This window comes from Kitasatospora phosalacinea, from assembly GCF_030268885.1.
Taxonomy (GTDB): domain Bacteria; phylum Actinomycetota; class Actinomycetes; order Streptomycetales; family Streptomycetaceae; genus Kitasatospora; species Kitasatospora phosalacinea_C.
This window is the reverse complement of sequence record NZ_BSSA01000005.1, coordinates 76,357-91,346: the sequence shown is the minus strand read 5'-3', so window position 1 is coordinate 91,346 and position 14,990 is coordinate 76,357. Positions and strand designations below refer to the sequence as shown.

Sequence of the window (14,990 nt, the reverse complement as noted above, 5' to 3'; positions counted from 1 at the left end):
GCATGGGAAGGCCGAAGCAGTTCGACGAGGAAGCCGCCGTCGCGCAGGCGATGGAGGTGTTCTGGACCAACGGCTACGCCGGGTCCTCCCCCGCCGAACTGGCGGAGGCCGCCGGGATCGGCAAGGGCAGCCTCTACCACGCCTTCGGCTCCAAGCGGGAGCTGTTCGGACGGGCACTGGAGCTGTACGACCGGGCCGGCGCCGCGTTCGCCGAGGAGTTCCTCGCCGCCCCCGGCAGCACGAAGGAGCGCGTCCGCGCCTACCTGCGCCTGCTGGTCGACGTGGACTTCGACGCCCCGGTGCGGCGCGGCTGCCTGGCCGTCAACACCGCACTGGAACTCGGCGGGCGCGACGAGGGCGCCACCGCGGCGGTGCGCCGCGCGGTGGAGCGCAGCGCCGACCTGCTGGCCGCCCGGATCGAGCGCGGCAAGCTGGACGGCGACGTGCCCGCCGCGGTGGACGCCACCGAGCAGGCCCGCTTCCTGATGGTGACCCTCGCCGGCCTCCGGGTCACGGCCCGGATCTTCGACCGGGAGACGGTGCACGCGGCCATCGACACCGCCGTCGCCCACCTCTGACCGCCCCCGCCCCGCCCGGTGGGCCACCCCGCCCGGTGGGGGCGCCGCACGCCCACGTATTTGACCTCTGGTTCAAGAACTACTCGGAATGAGGACTGCCATGGATCTCGGACTCGACGGGCGCACCGCCCTGGTCACCGGCGCCGGGCGCGGCATCGGCCTGGCCGTCGCCCGCGCCCTCGCCGCCGAGGGCGTCGAGGTGGTCGGGGCCACCCGCTCCGCGAGCCCCGAACTGGCCGAGGTCGCGGCGGCCGTCGCCCTGGTCGACCTGGGCACCGCACAGGGCGCGGCCGAGGCCGTCCGGCAGGCCCTGGACGCGGTCGGCGGGATCGACCTGCTGGTCAACAACGTCGGCGCGGGCGAAACCGACCGGATGGTGCTGGGCAGCGTGCTGGACGTCCCCGACGAGCAGTGGCAGGCCCTGCTGGACCTCAACCTGCTCAGCGCGGTGCGCACCACCCGGGCCGCCCTGCCGAGCCTGCTGGAACGGGGCGGGGCCGTCGTCAACGTCTCGTCCATCAACGGCCGCACCCCCCTCGGCTCCCCGGTCGGCTACGCGGAGGCCAAGGCCGCGCTCAACCAGTTCGGCAAGCGCCTCAGCGAGGAGCTGGCCCCGCGCGGCGTCCGCGTCAACACCGTCTCCCCCGGCCCCACCGCCACCGCCATGTGGACCGACCCGACCAGCTACGGCGGCCACTTCGCCGCCTTCCTCGGCGTCTCCCACGAGGACCTGCTGGCCGACCTCCCAGTCCGGATCGGCAGCGCCTCCGGCCGCCTCACCACCCCCGAGGAGGTCGCCGACCTGGTGGTCTTCCTGCTCTCCGACCGCGCCGCCAACATCCACGGCGCCGACCACGTCGTCGACGGCGGCACCCTCAAGGCCGCCTGAACGCACCCGCACCGGCGGGACCGCCCCACTGGGGACGCCGAGCCGCCGCCGGTCAGCGCTCCGGCACCGCGCAGTACCGCGCGCTCTCCGCGACCAGGCCGCGGAGCTGCTCGACGACCTCCCGGTGGCGCTCCGGCGCGCTGTGGTGCTCCTTGCGGGGCGGGCCGCCGATCCACTGCTCCCAGAGACCGCCCGGGGCGAGGAACCGGGCGGCCCGGTCCGCACCGAGCCCGGCGTCGAGGTGCAGGAGCGCGCCGATCGCGGCCGGCTGGTCGTAGAAGAGGTCCGGGCGGCGCAGGTAGCGCTCCAGGTAGGCGACCAGCAGGTCCGCGTCGGCGGGGGTGCCAAGAACAGCAAGCGCAAGCGCGTACGCCGTCCCCGCGTAGCAGGCCTCGCTGGCCAGCAGCAGCTCGCCGAGTCGCTCGCGGAACCCGTCCCGCCCGGCGACCGCGATCAACCAGGCCGCCGTCCTGCGCTCGCGCCACCCGCCCTCCAGCAGGACGGTCAGCTCCGGCGGGGTGATCGCGGCGGCGTCGCGGCCCAACTCCCGCAGGAAAGCCGCGCGTTCGGTCGCCTCCCGGCGCAGCAGGCCGCCGCCCGGCTTGAGGTACCGGCGGCCGGGCGCCACGTAGCGGCGGACCAGGTCCCGCAACTCGGGGTCGTTCTCGTCAGGGCGTCGCATGCCCGCATCCTGGCCGGTGCGCACCGCACCGCCCAGCGCTTTTCCGCCCGGCGCTCCTCCCGGACGGCCTGCTGGGGCGGACGCCCGGGCCGACCTCGGTCAGGCCGTACCGGCGGCGCCGTCCAGCGGCCTGGTCCAGCGGCGCCACTGGTCCTCGCGGCCGTAGCCCGCGGCCTGCCAGGCGGCCCGGCCGAGTTCGTTGTGCTCCAGCACCATGGCGTCGGCCCGGCGGCCGCCGACCGCGGTGAAGCGGGCGTGCGCGGCGTCCAGCAGGGCGGTGCCGATGCCGCGGCGGCGGGCGGCGGGGTGGACGGCGAGGCGGTAGAGGTGGCAGCGCCAGCCGTCCCAGCCCGCGATGACGGTGCCGAGGATCGCGCCCTCGTGCTCGGCCAGGATCAGCGCCTGCGGATCGCGCTCCAGCAGCCGGGCCACGCCCGCCCGGTCGTCGCTGATGCTGGTGCCCTCGGCGGCCTCGGCCCAGAAGGCCAGCACGGCGTCGATGTCCTCGGGGCGCGCGGCCCGCAGTTCGTACTCGTTCATGCGTCCGTTCCTACCAGGCAGGTCAGCGGCCCCGCCAACGCTTTCCCTCCCCAGGACCGCCGGGCCGCCGGGGTCACGTCCGGTCGCCGGGCAGCGCTCTCGCCAGCCACCCCCGATCGGCTCCTGACGGTCCGTCAACCACCCACCCGCCCACCGCCGTCGGCGGACCGGAAACGGGCTTTACCCGGTCTTGACGCGCGCCCGCGACATCCCCCATGGTGTGCTCACTCCCTCGCACCGCTGCCCGTCCACCTCCCCCACCCGGAGCCGGCATGCGTGCACCCCTGCCCCACCACCCCCACCCCTGCCCCCGCCGCCGTCACCGTGAGCGCGTCCCGCTCGGCGCCCTCGTCTCCTTCGCGCTGCTGACCGCCACCGCGGGGTTCGCCCTGCTCGGCACGGGCAGCGCCGCGGCCGCCCAGGAGGCCGTCCGGGACGGCTCGTTCCTGCAGCCGCTGGCCGACAACTGGACCTGCGACGGCGACGTCCGCCGCCTGGAGCACGGCGTCGAGGGCCGCCCCGGCGGGTACGACTTCGCCGGGTGCAGCCAGCAGGTGGCGGTCCGGCCGTACACCAGCTACGACCTGACGGCGGACGTCTCCGGCGCGGACGCCTTCGTCGGCGTCACCGGCAACGAGGTCGAGAGCACCTACCTGTGGGCCGACGGGGCGGAGCGGACCAGGCTGCACACCGTGGTCCGCACCAGCGGGACGACCCGGACGCTCACCGTGTACTTCCACGGCTGGTACGGGCAGGGGCCCTACCAGGTGCAGCGGGTGTCGCTGTACGACAGCAGCACCGGCCTGCCGGCCTGCCCGGACATGACCGGCGCGCCGCCCAGCTCGCCGCGGTCCGGCCCGCCGACCCCGAGCGCCGCCCTCGCCACCGCCACCGGCTCCGCCACCGTCCTGACGACTCCCCCGGTCAGCCCGTCGACGAGCGCCTCCTCGCCCGGCCCGACCTGCCTGGTCCCGCCGTCGGCACCCCCGTCGGCACCCCCGTCGGCCCCGCCCTCGGCGTCCGTCAGCCCGCCCGCACCGCGGCCGACCGAGACCTGACGCGGTGTCAGCCGCTCAGCGTCCACACCGTGGTGGCCTTCTCGGCCGCGTCCTCCAGGTCGGCGGCGACCGGGACGGTGTACTCGGCGAGCGCGGTGAAGCGCTCGCGCGGCAGGTAGGCCCGTCCGGGGTCGCCGACCACCACGGTCGCGCCCCGGGCGGCGGCCCGCTCCAGGAACGGCAGGAAGCGGGCGGCCATCGCGCGTTCGTAGAAGACGTCCCCGGCCAGCACCACCTCGTCCGGGGCGCCGTCGCCGTCCAGCACGTCGGCCAACTCGGCCGCCACCGCGACGCCGTTCAGCTCCGCGTTCACCGCGATCGAGGCGACCGCGTACGCGTCGATCTCCGCGGCCCGCACCGCGGCCGCGCCGCTGAGCGCCGCCGCGACGGCGACCAGGCCGGAGCCCGCCGCCAGGTCCAGCACCCGGCGGCCGCGGACGAGTTCGGGGTGGTCGAGCACGTACCGGGCCACCGCCACCCCGCCCGCCCACGGGAACGCCCAGAACGGCGGCGGCAGTCCCTCCCGTCCGCGGTCCCGCTCGGTGGTCTCCCACAGGGCGATCGCGTCCTGCGCCATCCGCAGCCGCACCTCCGGCACGAACGGCACCGGCCCGGGAGCGGTGTGGGCCCGGACGAACTCGGTGTCGGCGGGCGCGGGCTGACGCACCGCGGTGGTGTTGTTCCCCATGGCACCCAAGCCTAGGGCCAGTGATCGGCCGCCCGGAGCCGGTGACCGGCCCGGCCGCACCGCGGCACCGTCGCCGACGGGTCACCCCGCGGTCACGGGCGACGTACCGTTTCGATACCGAAGCCGTTATGAGCTGCGGAAACGCTCGCCCCGCCGCGGGCCGCGCGAGTACGATCCGGGCAGACGCCCAGGTCGCGGCACCCCACAGTGCCGGTCCGCGGGCGGCGGCTCCGCGCGGGCCCGCACCCGCCCGACCACGGCGGGAGGGGCGACACCGCGCTCCACGGCACCGCGCGCCAGGGCAGTCGCGCGAAGCGGAAGGGCAGCGACTTGACGGACCGGCTCACCGGAGGGGACTCCTCACTGCTGCGGCGCATCAACGCGGCGGTCACCCTGCGGTCGTTGCGCGACGGGCAGGCCGTCACGCTCACCCAGCTCGTCGGCGACACCGGCCTGTCCCGGCCGACCGTCGAGGGCGTGATCGAGGGGCTGCTGGAGTCCGGGCTGGTCGCCGAGGTCGAGCACGTCCAGGAGGCGGGGCGCCAACGCGGCCGCCCGGCCCGCTGGTTCCGCTTCCGCGCCGAAGCCGGGCACGTGCTCGGCATCGAGATCGGCGTCCACGACCTGCGGGTCGTGCTGGCCGACCTGGCGGGCGAGGTCCTGGCCAGCCACGCCAAGACGGTGGACGAGGCGCTGGAGGCCGAGGACCGCCTCACCCTGGTCCGCACCACCGTCGCCGAGGTGCTGCGCAAGGCCGGGGTCTCCCGCGACAGCCTGTGGGAGGTCGCCGTCGGCACCCCCGGCATCGTCGACCGCGACGGCACCGTCCGGCTCGGCACCGCGATGCCCGGCTGGACCGGCCTCGACCTCGGCGCCCGGCTGCGCCGCTCCTTCCGCTGCCCGGTGGTGATCGAGAACGACGCCAACCTGGCCGCCATCGCCGAGCACTGGAAGGGCGCGGCGGTCGGCAAGGGCGACGTGGTGTTCGTGATGGCCGGGCTCAGCCCCGGCGCCGGTTCGCTGATCGGCGGGCGGCTGCACCGCGGCCACGGCGGCGCGGCGGGCGAGATCGGCGCGCTGCACCTGCTCGGCCGACAGGCCACCCCCGAACGGCTGTTGTCCACCACCGGCAAGCCGCTCGACCCGCTGGACGAGGCCGCGGTGGCCCGCGTCCTGCGGCTCGCCCGGGAGGGCGACCAGGTCGCCCAGATCGCCATGGACCGCTTCCTGGGCCGCCTCGTCCACGACGTCACCGCGCTGGTCCTCGCCCTCGACCCGGAGCTGGTCGTGGTCGGCGGCTGGGCGGCCGGGCTGGACGGCGTCCTGGAGCCGCTGCGCGAGCAGCTCTCCCGCTACACGCTGCGCGCCCCCGAGGTCGCGCTCGCCGCGCTCGGCTCCGACGTGGTCGCGATGGGCGCGCTGCGGGTCGCCCTCGACCACGTCGAGGAGCAGCTGTTCGCCGTCGACCCGCCCGCCGCGCGCTGACCGGCCCGTCGCGCGCTGACCGCTGACCGCTACAGGCAGAGCAGCTCGTACTCGCCCCTGAGCCGCCCCCGGGCGTGCGCCCGCATCCGGGCCGCGTACCGGGGGTCGTGCCTGAGCCGGTCGTAGCCGGGGCGGCCGTCGGACGGCAGGACGCCCGCGGTCTCGGCGAGGTAGACGTCGAAGCCCGGGTGCATCAGGACGGCGTACGGCAGGTCGTCGACGTCGAGCGCGAACACCGGGTACTCGCCCAGCTCGTCGCGCTCGCCGTACGGGCCCACCGACAGGACCCGGCGCGAGTCCGAGCCGCCGGGCAGCAGGAAGCACTCCCCGAACAGCGCGGAGAACGGCTCGAAGCAGGAGCCCCACAGCTCGCCGTACTCCTCGACCGCGATCTCGCCGAGGGTGCGCGGCGCGAGGGCGCCGCTCCGGTCGAACCAGCCGTGGCGCTCCAGCATGCCGCTGTCGTACGCCAGCCAGGCGCGCAGGCTGGGCGGCAGCGGGTGGCCGCTCGGGAAGGCCGTCAGGTCGGGGCGCGGGCGGAGCGGGCCCTCGACCCACGGGCCGGCGAACCGGTCGTGGTCGAGCACCAGGCGGGACGGGTCGGCCCGGACGCGGGCGAGGGCCCGCTCGGTGAGCGCCCGGCCGTGGTCCGGCGACTGCGCCGACCCGGCCTGTCCGACCTGCTCCGCCTGTTCGGTCATGGTGCCGCCCCCTGTCCACCGCCCGTCCGTGGGAAGGAGCGTAACCGGGGGCGCGGACAACGGGTCTGACGGGTCGTCAGTCGGGGTCGGCCGATCGCCGCGGGGCGTCAGGAGACGGCGGCGGCCTTGACGTCGGCGGCGACCTTGACGGCCACGCCGGACTCGCCGAAGGTCAGCTTGCAGGTGTCGGCCCGGTAGGTGGAGACCGCGACCGCCGCCAGCCGGCCGGCCGCGGCGTACTGGGTGGTGACCACCAGCACCGGGGTGCCCGGCGGGCGCTCCAGCAGCGCGGCCTCGGCGGTCTCGGCGACGCCCAGCTCCACCGAGCGGGACTCGCCGTCGACGCCGACCCGCTCCAGCTGGCGCAGCACGCCGCGGGCGCGGTCGTTGTCGTCGACCACGACGGCGAGGTGCGGCAGCGCGGCCGAGGGGACGTGCAGCGACTCGACGGCGACCGTCACGCCCTGGACGGTGCGCAGGCGGCGGACGGTGTGCACCTGGTCGCCCTCGGTGAGGCCGAGGGTGCGGGCCAGCGCGGCGGAGGCGGGGCCGGTGGTGCAGTCCACCACCTTCCAGTCCTGGCCGCCGTGGACGGCGCCGGAGCGGGCGGACCCGCGCCCGGCGACCTGGATGCCGACCCGCGGAGCGGCGACCAGGGTGCCGATGCCGCGGCGGCGGACCAGGCGGCCCTCCAGCTCCAGCTGGTCCAGCGCCTGCCGGAGGGTGGCCCGGGCCACGCCGAAGCGCGCCGAGAGCTCGCGCTCGTTGGGCAGCACCTGGCCGGTGGAGAACTCGGTGTCCATGGTGCGCAGCAGCACCGTGCGCAGGTGCCAGTACTTCGGCTCCGCCACTGCCGCGAGCGTTCCTTGCCCCACCGTGTCCTCCACCCTGAGGGACGACAGGCCCACCGCGACTCCCCGTTTCGGCAGGTGGGGGAGGCGGGCTTTATCCGTCCTTCTTTATTAAAGGTCTTTGCAGTAAGTGACAGTAGGGGGTGCCCCGGGAGATGGTCAAGACCAATGGGCGGGGTTCCTTGCGGATCGCCCGCCGACCCGGTATGGCGCCCCGCTTCGCCCGGAATGCCGGGTTTCCGGGGCGAACCGGTACCCTCGCTCCGTGCAAAGCATCACGACGATCAACGTCAACGGGATCCGGGCGGCCGCCAAGAAGGGCTTCCTGGAGTGGATCGACGACACCAAGTCCGAGGTGGTCTGCCTGCAGGAGGTGCGCGCCGAGGCCGGGCAGTTCGCCGACGTGCTGGCCCGCCTCGACGGGTGGCACGCGGTCTGGGCGCCCGCCGCCGCCAAGGGCCGGGCCGGGGTCGCCGTGCTCTCCCGCCGCGCCCCCGACGCCACCCGGATCGGCTTCGGCTCCGCCGAGTTCGACACCTCCGGCCGCTACGCCGAACTCGACCTGCCGGGCCTGACCGTCGCCTCGCTGTACCTCCCCTCCGGCGAGGTCGGCACCGAGCGGCAGGACGAGAAGGAGCGCTTCATGGCCGAGTTCCTCGTCCACCTCGGCGAACTGCGCGCCCGCGCCGCCGCCGAGGGGCGCGAGGTGCTGGTCTGCGGCGACTGGAACATCGCCCACCGCGAGGCCGACCTGCGCAACTGGAAGGCCAACCAGAAGAAGGCCGGCTTCCTCCCCGAGGAGCGCGCCTGGTTCTCCCGCGTCCTGGACGAGCACGGCTACGTCGACGTCCTGCGCAGCCTGCACCCCGACCAGGACGGCCCCTACTCCTGGTGGTCCTACCGCGGCCGCGCCTTCGACAACGACGCGGGCTGGCGCATCGACTACCACCTGGCCACCCCGGGCCTCGCCGCCCGCTGCGCCGGGGCCCGCGTCGAGCGCGCCGCCACCCACGCCGAGCGCTGGTCCGACCACGCGCCGGTCACCGCCGTGTACGACCTGGGCTGACGCACCCACCAGCGTCGGCCCGGTGCCGCCGGGCAGGCGGCAGGTTCCACGCCGCCTGCCCCGGGCGTCGCCTGCCGGTGCTCCGACCGGCGACGTTCGCCGGGTTGGCGGGTGCCGGGCGACGTGGCGACGAGCGGCTTCGGGGGCCTGCTGGTGAGGGGCGCAGGGCGAGCGCCTCGCACGTGCTCGGCCAGGTGTTGTCGTAGCCCCGGTGTAGCGTCCAGGCCGCAGATGATCCGCAGGAGGCCGGAGGCGCGGTATGACGAGTGCGACAGGTACCACAGGAGAGCCGGGAGAGATGGCCGGCGGGGCCCTGGAACGCCTCGGCGATCTGTGCCCCGTGCGGTGAACGCCGAACTCGACGCCCTCAAGAACGCCCTTGACCATCAGCGCAATCACGTCATCGGAGTTCTCGAAGGGCTGTCGGAAGACGATCTGCGGCGGCCGGTCCTGCCCAGTGGCTGGAGCTGTCTGGCGTTGCTGCGCCACCTCACCGTGGACGTCGAACGCTTCTGGTTCCTCGGGGTGATCGCGGGCGATCCGGAGGTGGCCGGACAGCTCACTGCGGGCGCGGAGGCGCACTGGTCCGTACCCGAGGGGATGAGCGCCGAGCAGGTCCTCGCCGATTACCGGGCAGCCGTCACGGCCGCGGACGCCGTGCTCGCGGCCACCGCGCTCGACCAGGAGCCGGCGGCCTGGCCCGTGGAGTTCTGGCCGACCTGGCGACTGCCTGACGTGCGGCGCGTCCTGATCCACGTGCTCACCGAAGTCGCCTGCCACAGCGGACACTTGGACGCGGCACGCGAACTGATCGACGGCACCACGTGGCTCGGCGGTAACCCCTACGCCGAGTGATCCTGTGACCGGAGGAGGTTCGCCGGGTTCCTCGGGCCGCGGAGCTCGTCGTCGCCGATCGGGTAGCGGCCGTGGAAGCACCGGACGCCGTGGGTGCGGCGGTAGGTCACTGGATGCTTCTCGGGCCGGCGCCCCGGTGCGGGAGCACGAAGTGGCACCGGGGCACCGACCGGCCGACGTCGACAGCCGGACGCGACTGATCCCCGGGCCGGGTGGCGCCGGGGACCAGGCGGGGCAGGCGGGGCGGGCGGGGTGTCAGACCCGGTCGGCGGCGATCAGCACGTACTGGAACGAGCCGTCCTTGTAGGACTCGATGAACGCCTCCTCGATGCCGGTGACCAGCGAGGAGGTGGCGCGCAGCTCCCAGTAGGGCAGCGTGTCGGGGGTCAGGTCGATGACGGCCTGCGGGACGAGGCGGTTGTCGGCCATCGCGCGCAGGTACTCGCGGCGGGAGTGGATGTTGCACTCGAAGTGCGCGTTGATCTGCGAGACCCACTTGGAGGGCTGGCCGTAGCGCGGGTTCCAGCAGCCGGTGATGGTGACGTAGCGGCCGCCGACCTTGAGCACCCGGGCGTGCTCGGCGAACAGGTCGTGCAGGTCGACGTACATGCTGGACTCGTTGTTCCACGAGCCGGACATCTGGCCGTTGGCGAACGGGGTGTCGAGCATGTTGCAGACCCGGGAGTGGACGTGGTCGGCGATGCCGAGCTCCTGGGCGCGGCGGTTGCCGAAGTCGGCCTGGGTGCTGGAGAGGGTGACGCCCTCGACCTTGCAGCCGAAGCGCTGGTGGGCCATCACCATCGAGCCGCCGCGGCCGCAGCCCGCGTCCATCAGGGTGTCGTCCGGCGTGATCGGGCCGAGGTGGTCGAGGAGCACCTCGGCCTGGGCGGACTCCAGCCGGTGCAGCTCGGTGATCAGCTTCTTCTCGTACTCGCTGTCCTCGGGGGTGCCGAGGGACTCGGTGTCGATCGCGCCGATGCCGTAGTGGTGGTGGTAGAGCCCGTCGACGTCGCCCAGGCGCAGGTTCACCGGGCGGGCCTCGTTGTTCCAGTAGCGGGCGATGTCGCCCTGGTAGGCGGTCGCGGGTGCGGGGACGAAAGCGGCGGCGGTGTCGGTGCTGGTCATCTGCAAGTGTCCGTTTCTTACCGGTGTTTACCAGAAATCGGGGAGGCTGTAGCGGTACGTGTTGGTCTGGTGCCAGTGGTGGTTGCCGTCGACCCAGGCGGCGACGCCGCGCAGGAAGCGCAGCAGCGGCGGGGCCGGGCAGGCGGCGGCGAGGGCGGCCGACTCGGCCTCGAAGGCGTGCATCAGCTCGTTGTGGACCTCGACGGCCTTCAGGTAGCCGTCCTTGTCGGAGAGCCCCTCGCGCTCGGAGATCACCACCGGCAGGTTGAGGTGCCGCCCGGGACCGGCCAGTTCCTTGGTGTAGGAGTACAGGTCGTTGACGATGGTGGTGGCGTTGCCCGCGAGCGCGATGACCCGCTGGGTGGCGGGCAGCGCGTGCAGGTCGGCCGGCAGCTCGTAGCCGCCCACGGTGTCGGTGATGGTCGGGCACGGGCGGAAGTTGTTGAACTGGCGCATCGCCAGGTACTCCCACACCTCGGGCACGTGGTCGGTCTCGGCCCAGGCCGCCTCGGCCAGGTAGCCCAGGTGCAGCCGCGCCATGTCGTGCCGGAACCGGTCGGCCTGGGACGGGCTGGCCGCCTCGGTGAAGTACTGCATCGCGGAGCGGTAGGCCCGGCGCGGCGCGTCCGCGCCCAGCGACTCGACCCAGCCCGGCGCGTACTCCGCGGTGGTGTGCAGCGGGTCCAGCGCGGTGTGGGCGAGCAGCAGGCGGCTGCCGAGGCCGACCGGGGAGCCGCCGTGGTCCTCGCAGTAGCAGTCGTCCACCGCGTTCTCGGCCACCATCAGACGGGTGGCCAGCATCAGGTGGTCGATCGTCGGGGCGTCCGGGTGGCAGGCCACCATGTAGCGGCCGACCGAGAAGCCGTCGAACTGGCCCTCCCACTCGTCCGGGAAGAGGTCGACCTCGTCGACCGCCCAGTCCTTGATCCGGCGGCTGACCTCCGCCACCCGCACCGGGTCCGGCTCCGGGACCGGGTGGAAGTACAGGCCCGGCACCGGGACGCCCTCCGCCGGGGCACCCGCCTCGGCCGGGGCGGTGCGGGCCTCCGGCACGGGGAGCCGGGAGGGCAGCAGGAGGCCGTCCGTCCCGAGTCCGCTGGGGCCGCGCAGGATCCGCTCCAGCCCGGCCGCGCCGGGAACGGCCGCCGCGGGGGCGGCTACGGGGGCGGCTCCGGCTACGGGGACGGCTGCGGGGGTGGCGGGCGCATCGACGGCGGGCGCGGGGGGCGCGGCCGTGGCGGGCGCGGCCGCCGCGACCTCCCGGGCGGCGGCCTGCAGCACCGCGGTCAGGGCGGACAGGAACGGCGGTTCGTCGGACGGGCCGGTCGACGGGGAGAGCGCGGACGGAGAGGAGAGCCCTGGCTCGGGCATCCGTGGCTCCTAACTGGGGAGGGGAGGGCGGGTCCGCCCGGGCGTGCGGACGGCGGCGAACGGCCTGCGGCCGCCCGCCACGAGGGGGCATCTCGACGAACTCTCCTCGGGAGGAGGAGAGGTGACGCATGGTCAGAACGGGTGGCCGAGCCGGTCGGATCTTGAGGAACGCTAATGCCCCGCACGGACGCTGCGCCCGCACGGCAGGGGGTATTTACCTCGATACGGTGATCTTGCGGAGCGCGATGTTTACCCGCCGCACCGACTGCATTTGAGCCACCCGCCCCAGGGCGTTCCCGAACCACCGCGCCCCCGCCGCCCGTCCCCGCCGGTAGAACCGTTTCCGGCCACCCGAGGCCGCCCGCCACCACCCGGCGCCACCCTGCGCGGCCCGCCGACACCCGCCGCCGCCCGCCGACACCCGCCGCCGTCCGCCGACACCCGCCGTCCGCCGACACGCACGAACGCCCCCGCCCCCGCGGGGAGGCGGGGACGGGGGCGTTCAGCTGCCGGGAGCGGCTCAGGCGGTGCTGCAGGCCCGGCCGTTGAGGGTGAAGGCGGGCAGTGCGGCAGGGGTCCCGGTGGCCTGGAAGCCGAAGGAGGCGGTGCCGCCCGGGGCCAGGGTGCCGTTCCAGCCCGCGTCGGTGGCGGTGACGGCCGCGCCGCTCTGGACCACCTTGGCGTTCCAGGCGTTGGTGACCGCTTCGTTGCCCCGGTACGTCCAGGCGAGGGTCCAGCCGGAGACGGTGCTGCTCCCGGTGTTGCGGACCGTCACGTCGGCGGTGAACCCGCTGCCCCAGCTGCTGCCCACCGTGTAGGTCACCGCGCACCCCGCGACCGGCTGGCTCGGGCTGCCGCTCGGGCTGCTGCTCGGGCTGCTGCTCGCACTCGGCGACGGCGACGGGGACGGCGAGGCGGAGGCCGAGGGGGACGGCGACGGCGAGGCGGAGGCCGACGGGGACGGCGAGGGGCCGGTGCCGCCCGGTTCGGCGCCCCACTGCGGCACTCCCCCGTCCAGCAGCCGGATGTTGGCCGCGTCCACCGGCGTCGAGCCCGGGACCAGCGAGATCCCCTGGTACGACCAGTCGTTGGTCGGGTCCCAGGCGCCCGCGGAGGCGATCCGGAACTGGACCTCCTTGCGGTAGGCGGACTGCCCGGCCGGGGCGATCACGGTGTTGGAGCAGTCGACCGTGACGTAGTAGGTGGACCCGGAGTACAGCGTCGGGCCGCTGACCGTGCCGCACTGGTTGTAGTTGGTGGTGAGGGTGATCTGGCTCGGGCTCACCCCCGGCTCCAGGGTGAAGTAGTAGCGCAGCGAGGCGTTCTTGAGCGCGCGGGCCGGCCAGGCCGACTTGTTGATCAGGTACGCCTTGATCTCGGTGAAGTTGGTGCCGGAGGCGTTCACCGAGGCCTGGACGGACATCTCCGGCCCGTCCGGGGTCTCCCTGGGCGGGAAGTTCGCGAGCGGGGCGCCGCCGTACTCGCCGTAGAGCCGGGCCAGGGCGCCGGTGAAGGCGGCGTTGTAGTCGGTGGCGACCTCGTTGTTGACGTAGTTGGAGCGGTCGTCGGTGTAGGAGTCGTCGGCCGAGCTGGGGCCGCCGACCAGGGCGCCGATCAGGGTGTGCCGGCTGTCGACGGGGTTGGTGAGCTGGTCGGTCCAGGAGCCGTGGGCAGTGCGGTGGTGCGGGTTCTTCGGGGAGTTGGCGCCGAAGCCGATCAGGTAGCTGGACTTGCGGGGGTTGTCGCCGAGCGCGTAGTCGATCTGGCGGACCGCGAAGTCGTGGTAGCGGGCCTTGCGGACGGGGTCGCCGGTGAGCGTGTCGGAGTAGACCAGGGCGACGAAGGAGGTGTTCGCGGCGTAGCGCAGCGATCCCCAGGAGTCGAGCACGGCCTCGCCGCCCGGGGAGTACTTGACCTGGCTACCGTTGACGCCGACGGTCCACCAGTCGAGCCAGCGGTTGGCGTCGTCGACGTACTGCTGCTTGCCGGTGAGCTGGGCCAGCAGCACGTAGTCGCCGTAGGACTTGTCGTCCCAGGCGATCGTCCACTTGTAGGACTTGGTCGTGGACTGCGGCTCGGTGGAGAGGTTGGCGTAGTAGCTCTCGGCCTTGGCCAGGTAGCTGCTGTCGCCGGTGGCCTTGTAGAGCCAGATCGCGCCCCAGACCAGCTCGTCGTTGTAGCCGCTCCAGGAGTTGTAGTAGCCCTGGGCGTCCTTGATGCAGTCGCTGTACTTGCCGCGGTAGGTGTCGGCGAAGGAGTACAGCTGCTTGGCGTGGGTGAGCAGCGTCGCGGAGTACGTCGGGTCGCTGTCGGCGAAGACCATCGAGGAGGAGGCCAGCGCCGCGGCCGTCTCGCCCGCCAGGTCCGAGCCCGGGCAGGAGGCGTCGATCTTGTACGCGGGCCGGGCCATCGGCAGCACCTCGGCCGGGCCCCACCAGGCGTGGTCGGCCGAGCCGCTGCCGACCTGGCCGTAGAGCACGTTGGGGGCGGGGTGCGCCTTGATCAGGTAGTCGTCGACGAAGCGCAGGTTGTTCTTCAGGTACGGCATCTGCCCGGAGGCGGTGTAGCCCGCCTTCTCGGCGATGCCGCCCCAGGCCAGCATGGTGGTCGAAGCGGCCATCGGCAGGCCGAACTTGACGTGGTCGCCCGCGTCGTACCAGCCGCCGGTCAGGTCGAGCCCGACGTCCTTCCCGTCGTCCAGCGCGGAGTCCCCGCGCCAGCTCACCCGGTTGGTGGCGGGCAGCTTGCCGGACTGCTGGGCCTCGTAGAACAGCAGCGACTTCTGCAGCGCCTCGCCGTAGTTGTACGGGGGCGCGGCGGTGGCGTCGGCGGCCGCGCTGTGCAGCGGCAGCAGGGCACCGGCGGCCACGGCACCGGCCGCGAGCAGGCCGAGAAGGGTGCGGCGGGCGGAACGCGGCGGGCCGGGCGGGGGTGCAGCGGGACGGGACATGGCGTCCTTCCGGGGCGGCGGTGGGGGCGGCTGTGGGGGTGGGGGGTGCCGATCGGACGGCCCGTGACCTGCTCGAACACCGTGGGAGCGCTCCCAATCCTGGTCGGTCGGGAGCGGTGTCGGCAGGCCGTGGGCGGCGTCCATGGTGTCC

Annotated in this window: 14 protein-coding genes; 6 read left to right on the top strand and 8 right to left on the bottom strand. The window is 74.2% G+C overall.

All coding sequences use genetic code 11. The features are described from left to right. Nucleotides 1-2: 2 nt before the first annotated feature. Together QSK52_RS09705 and QSK52_RS09700 are read left to right on the top strand one after the other, a co-directional pair. Nucleotides 3-578, top strand: a complete 576-nt coding sequence (locus QSK52_RS09705) for a TetR/AcrR family transcriptional regulator (protein WP_285735533.1) — start codon at nt 3-5, stop codon at nt 576-578. 100 nt (nt 579-678) lie between these two features. After that, nucleotides 679-1,467 (top strand): SDR family oxidoreductase, encoded by a 789-nt coding sequence (locus tag QSK52_RS09700; RefSeq protein WP_285735532.1) that lies wholly within the window; start codon nt 679-681, stop codon nt 1,465-1,467. Nucleotides 1,468-1,519: 52 nt separating this feature from the next. On the opposite strand, the gene QSK52_RS09695 is transcribed toward QSK52_RS09700, so the two are convergent. Together QSK52_RS09695 and QSK52_RS09690 are read right to left on the bottom strand one after the other, a co-directional pair. After that, nucleotides 1,520-2,149, bottom strand: coding sequence for a DUF6000 family protein (locus tag QSK52_RS09695; protein ID WP_285735531.1), 630 nt, complete (start codon nt 2,147-2,149; stop codon nt 1,520-1,522). A 99-nt stretch (nt 2,150-2,248) separates the two neighbouring features. Continuing rightward, nucleotides 2,249-2,689 (bottom strand): GNAT family N-acetyltransferase, encoded by a 441-nt coding sequence (locus QSK52_RS09690; RefSeq protein ID WP_285735530.1) that lies wholly within the window; start codon nt 2,687-2,689, stop codon nt 2,249-2,251. Nucleotides 2,690-2,961: 272 nt separating this feature from the next. Here QSK52_RS09690 and QSK52_RS09685 point away from each other — a divergent pair, with 272 nt between their 5' ends. Continuing rightward, nucleotides 2,962-3,747: a hypothetical protein gene (locus QSK52_RS09685; RefSeq protein WP_285735529.1), complete on the top strand. Its 786-nt coding sequence runs from the start codon at nt 2,962-2,964 to the stop codon at nt 3,745-3,747. 7 nt (nt 3,748-3,754) lie between these two features. Here QSK52_RS09685 and QSK52_RS09680 read toward each other — a convergent pair whose 3' ends face one another. Continuing rightward, entirely contained in the window at nt 3,755-4,435 is a 681-nt protein-coding gene (locus QSK52_RS09680; protein ID WP_285735528.1) for a class I SAM-dependent methyltransferase, read from the bottom strand. A gap of 330 nt (nt 4,436-4,765) precedes the next feature. On the opposite strand from QSK52_RS09680, the gene QSK52_RS09675 reads away from it, so the two are divergent. Beyond that, the gene (locus tag QSK52_RS09675; RefSeq protein WP_285735527.1) at nt 4,766-5,920 is read left to right on the top strand and encodes an ROK family protein; all 1,155 of its coding nucleotides are present in this window, start codon (nt 4,766-4,768) and stop codon (nt 5,918-5,920) included. Between the two features lie 29 nt (nt 5,921-5,949). On the opposite strand, the gene QSK52_RS09670 is transcribed toward QSK52_RS09675, so the two are convergent. Next, nucleotides 5,950-6,621, bottom strand: coding sequence for a hypothetical protein (locus tag QSK52_RS09670; protein WP_285735526.1), 672 nt, complete (start codon nt 6,619-6,621; stop codon nt 5,950-5,952). Nucleotides 6,622-6,728: 107 nt separating this feature from the next. After that, complete coding sequence (locus QSK52_RS09665; RefSeq protein ID WP_435053206.1) at nt 6,729-7,496, bottom strand: GntR family transcriptional regulator; 768 nt, start codon at nt 7,494-7,496, stop codon at nt 6,729-6,731. A gap of 250 nt (nt 7,497-7,746) precedes the next feature. Here QSK52_RS09665 and QSK52_RS09660 point away from each other — a divergent pair, with 250 nt between their 5' ends. Further along, entirely contained in the window at nt 7,747-8,538 is a 792-nt protein-coding gene (locus tag QSK52_RS09660) for an exodeoxyribonuclease III (RefSeq protein ID WP_435053214.1), read from the top strand. Nucleotides 8,539-8,883: 345 nt separating this feature from the next. Further along, entirely contained in the window at nt 8,884-9,393 is a 510-nt protein-coding gene (locus QSK52_RS09655) for a DinB family protein (protein WP_285735524.1), read from the top strand. A 255-nt stretch (nt 9,394-9,648) separates the two neighbouring features. Here QSK52_RS09655 and QSK52_RS09650 read toward each other — a convergent pair whose 3' ends face one another. The 3 genes from QSK52_RS09650 to QSK52_RS09640 all read right to left on the bottom strand — a co-directional run bounded on the left by QSK52_RS09650 (nt 9,649) and on the right by QSK52_RS09640 (nt 14,839). Then, on the bottom strand, nt 9,649-10,518 hold the full coding sequence (locus tag QSK52_RS09650) for a geranyl diphosphate 2-C-methyltransferase (protein ID WP_285735523.1): 870 nt from the start codon (nt 10,516-10,518) through the stop codon (nt 9,649-9,651). A 27-nt stretch (nt 10,519-10,545) separates the two neighbouring features. After that, nucleotides 10,546-11,889, bottom strand: a complete 1,344-nt coding sequence (locus tag QSK52_RS09645; protein ID WP_285735522.1) for a family 2 encapsulin nanocompartment cargo protein terpene cyclase — start codon at nt 11,887-11,889, stop codon at nt 10,546-10,548. Between the two features lie 520 nt (nt 11,890-12,409). Next, nucleotides 12,410-14,839, bottom strand: a complete 2,430-nt coding sequence (locus QSK52_RS09640; RefSeq protein WP_285735521.1) for a glycoside hydrolase family 9 protein — start codon at nt 14,837-14,839, stop codon at nt 12,410-12,412. Nucleotides 14,840-14,990 lie beyond the last annotated feature (151 nt).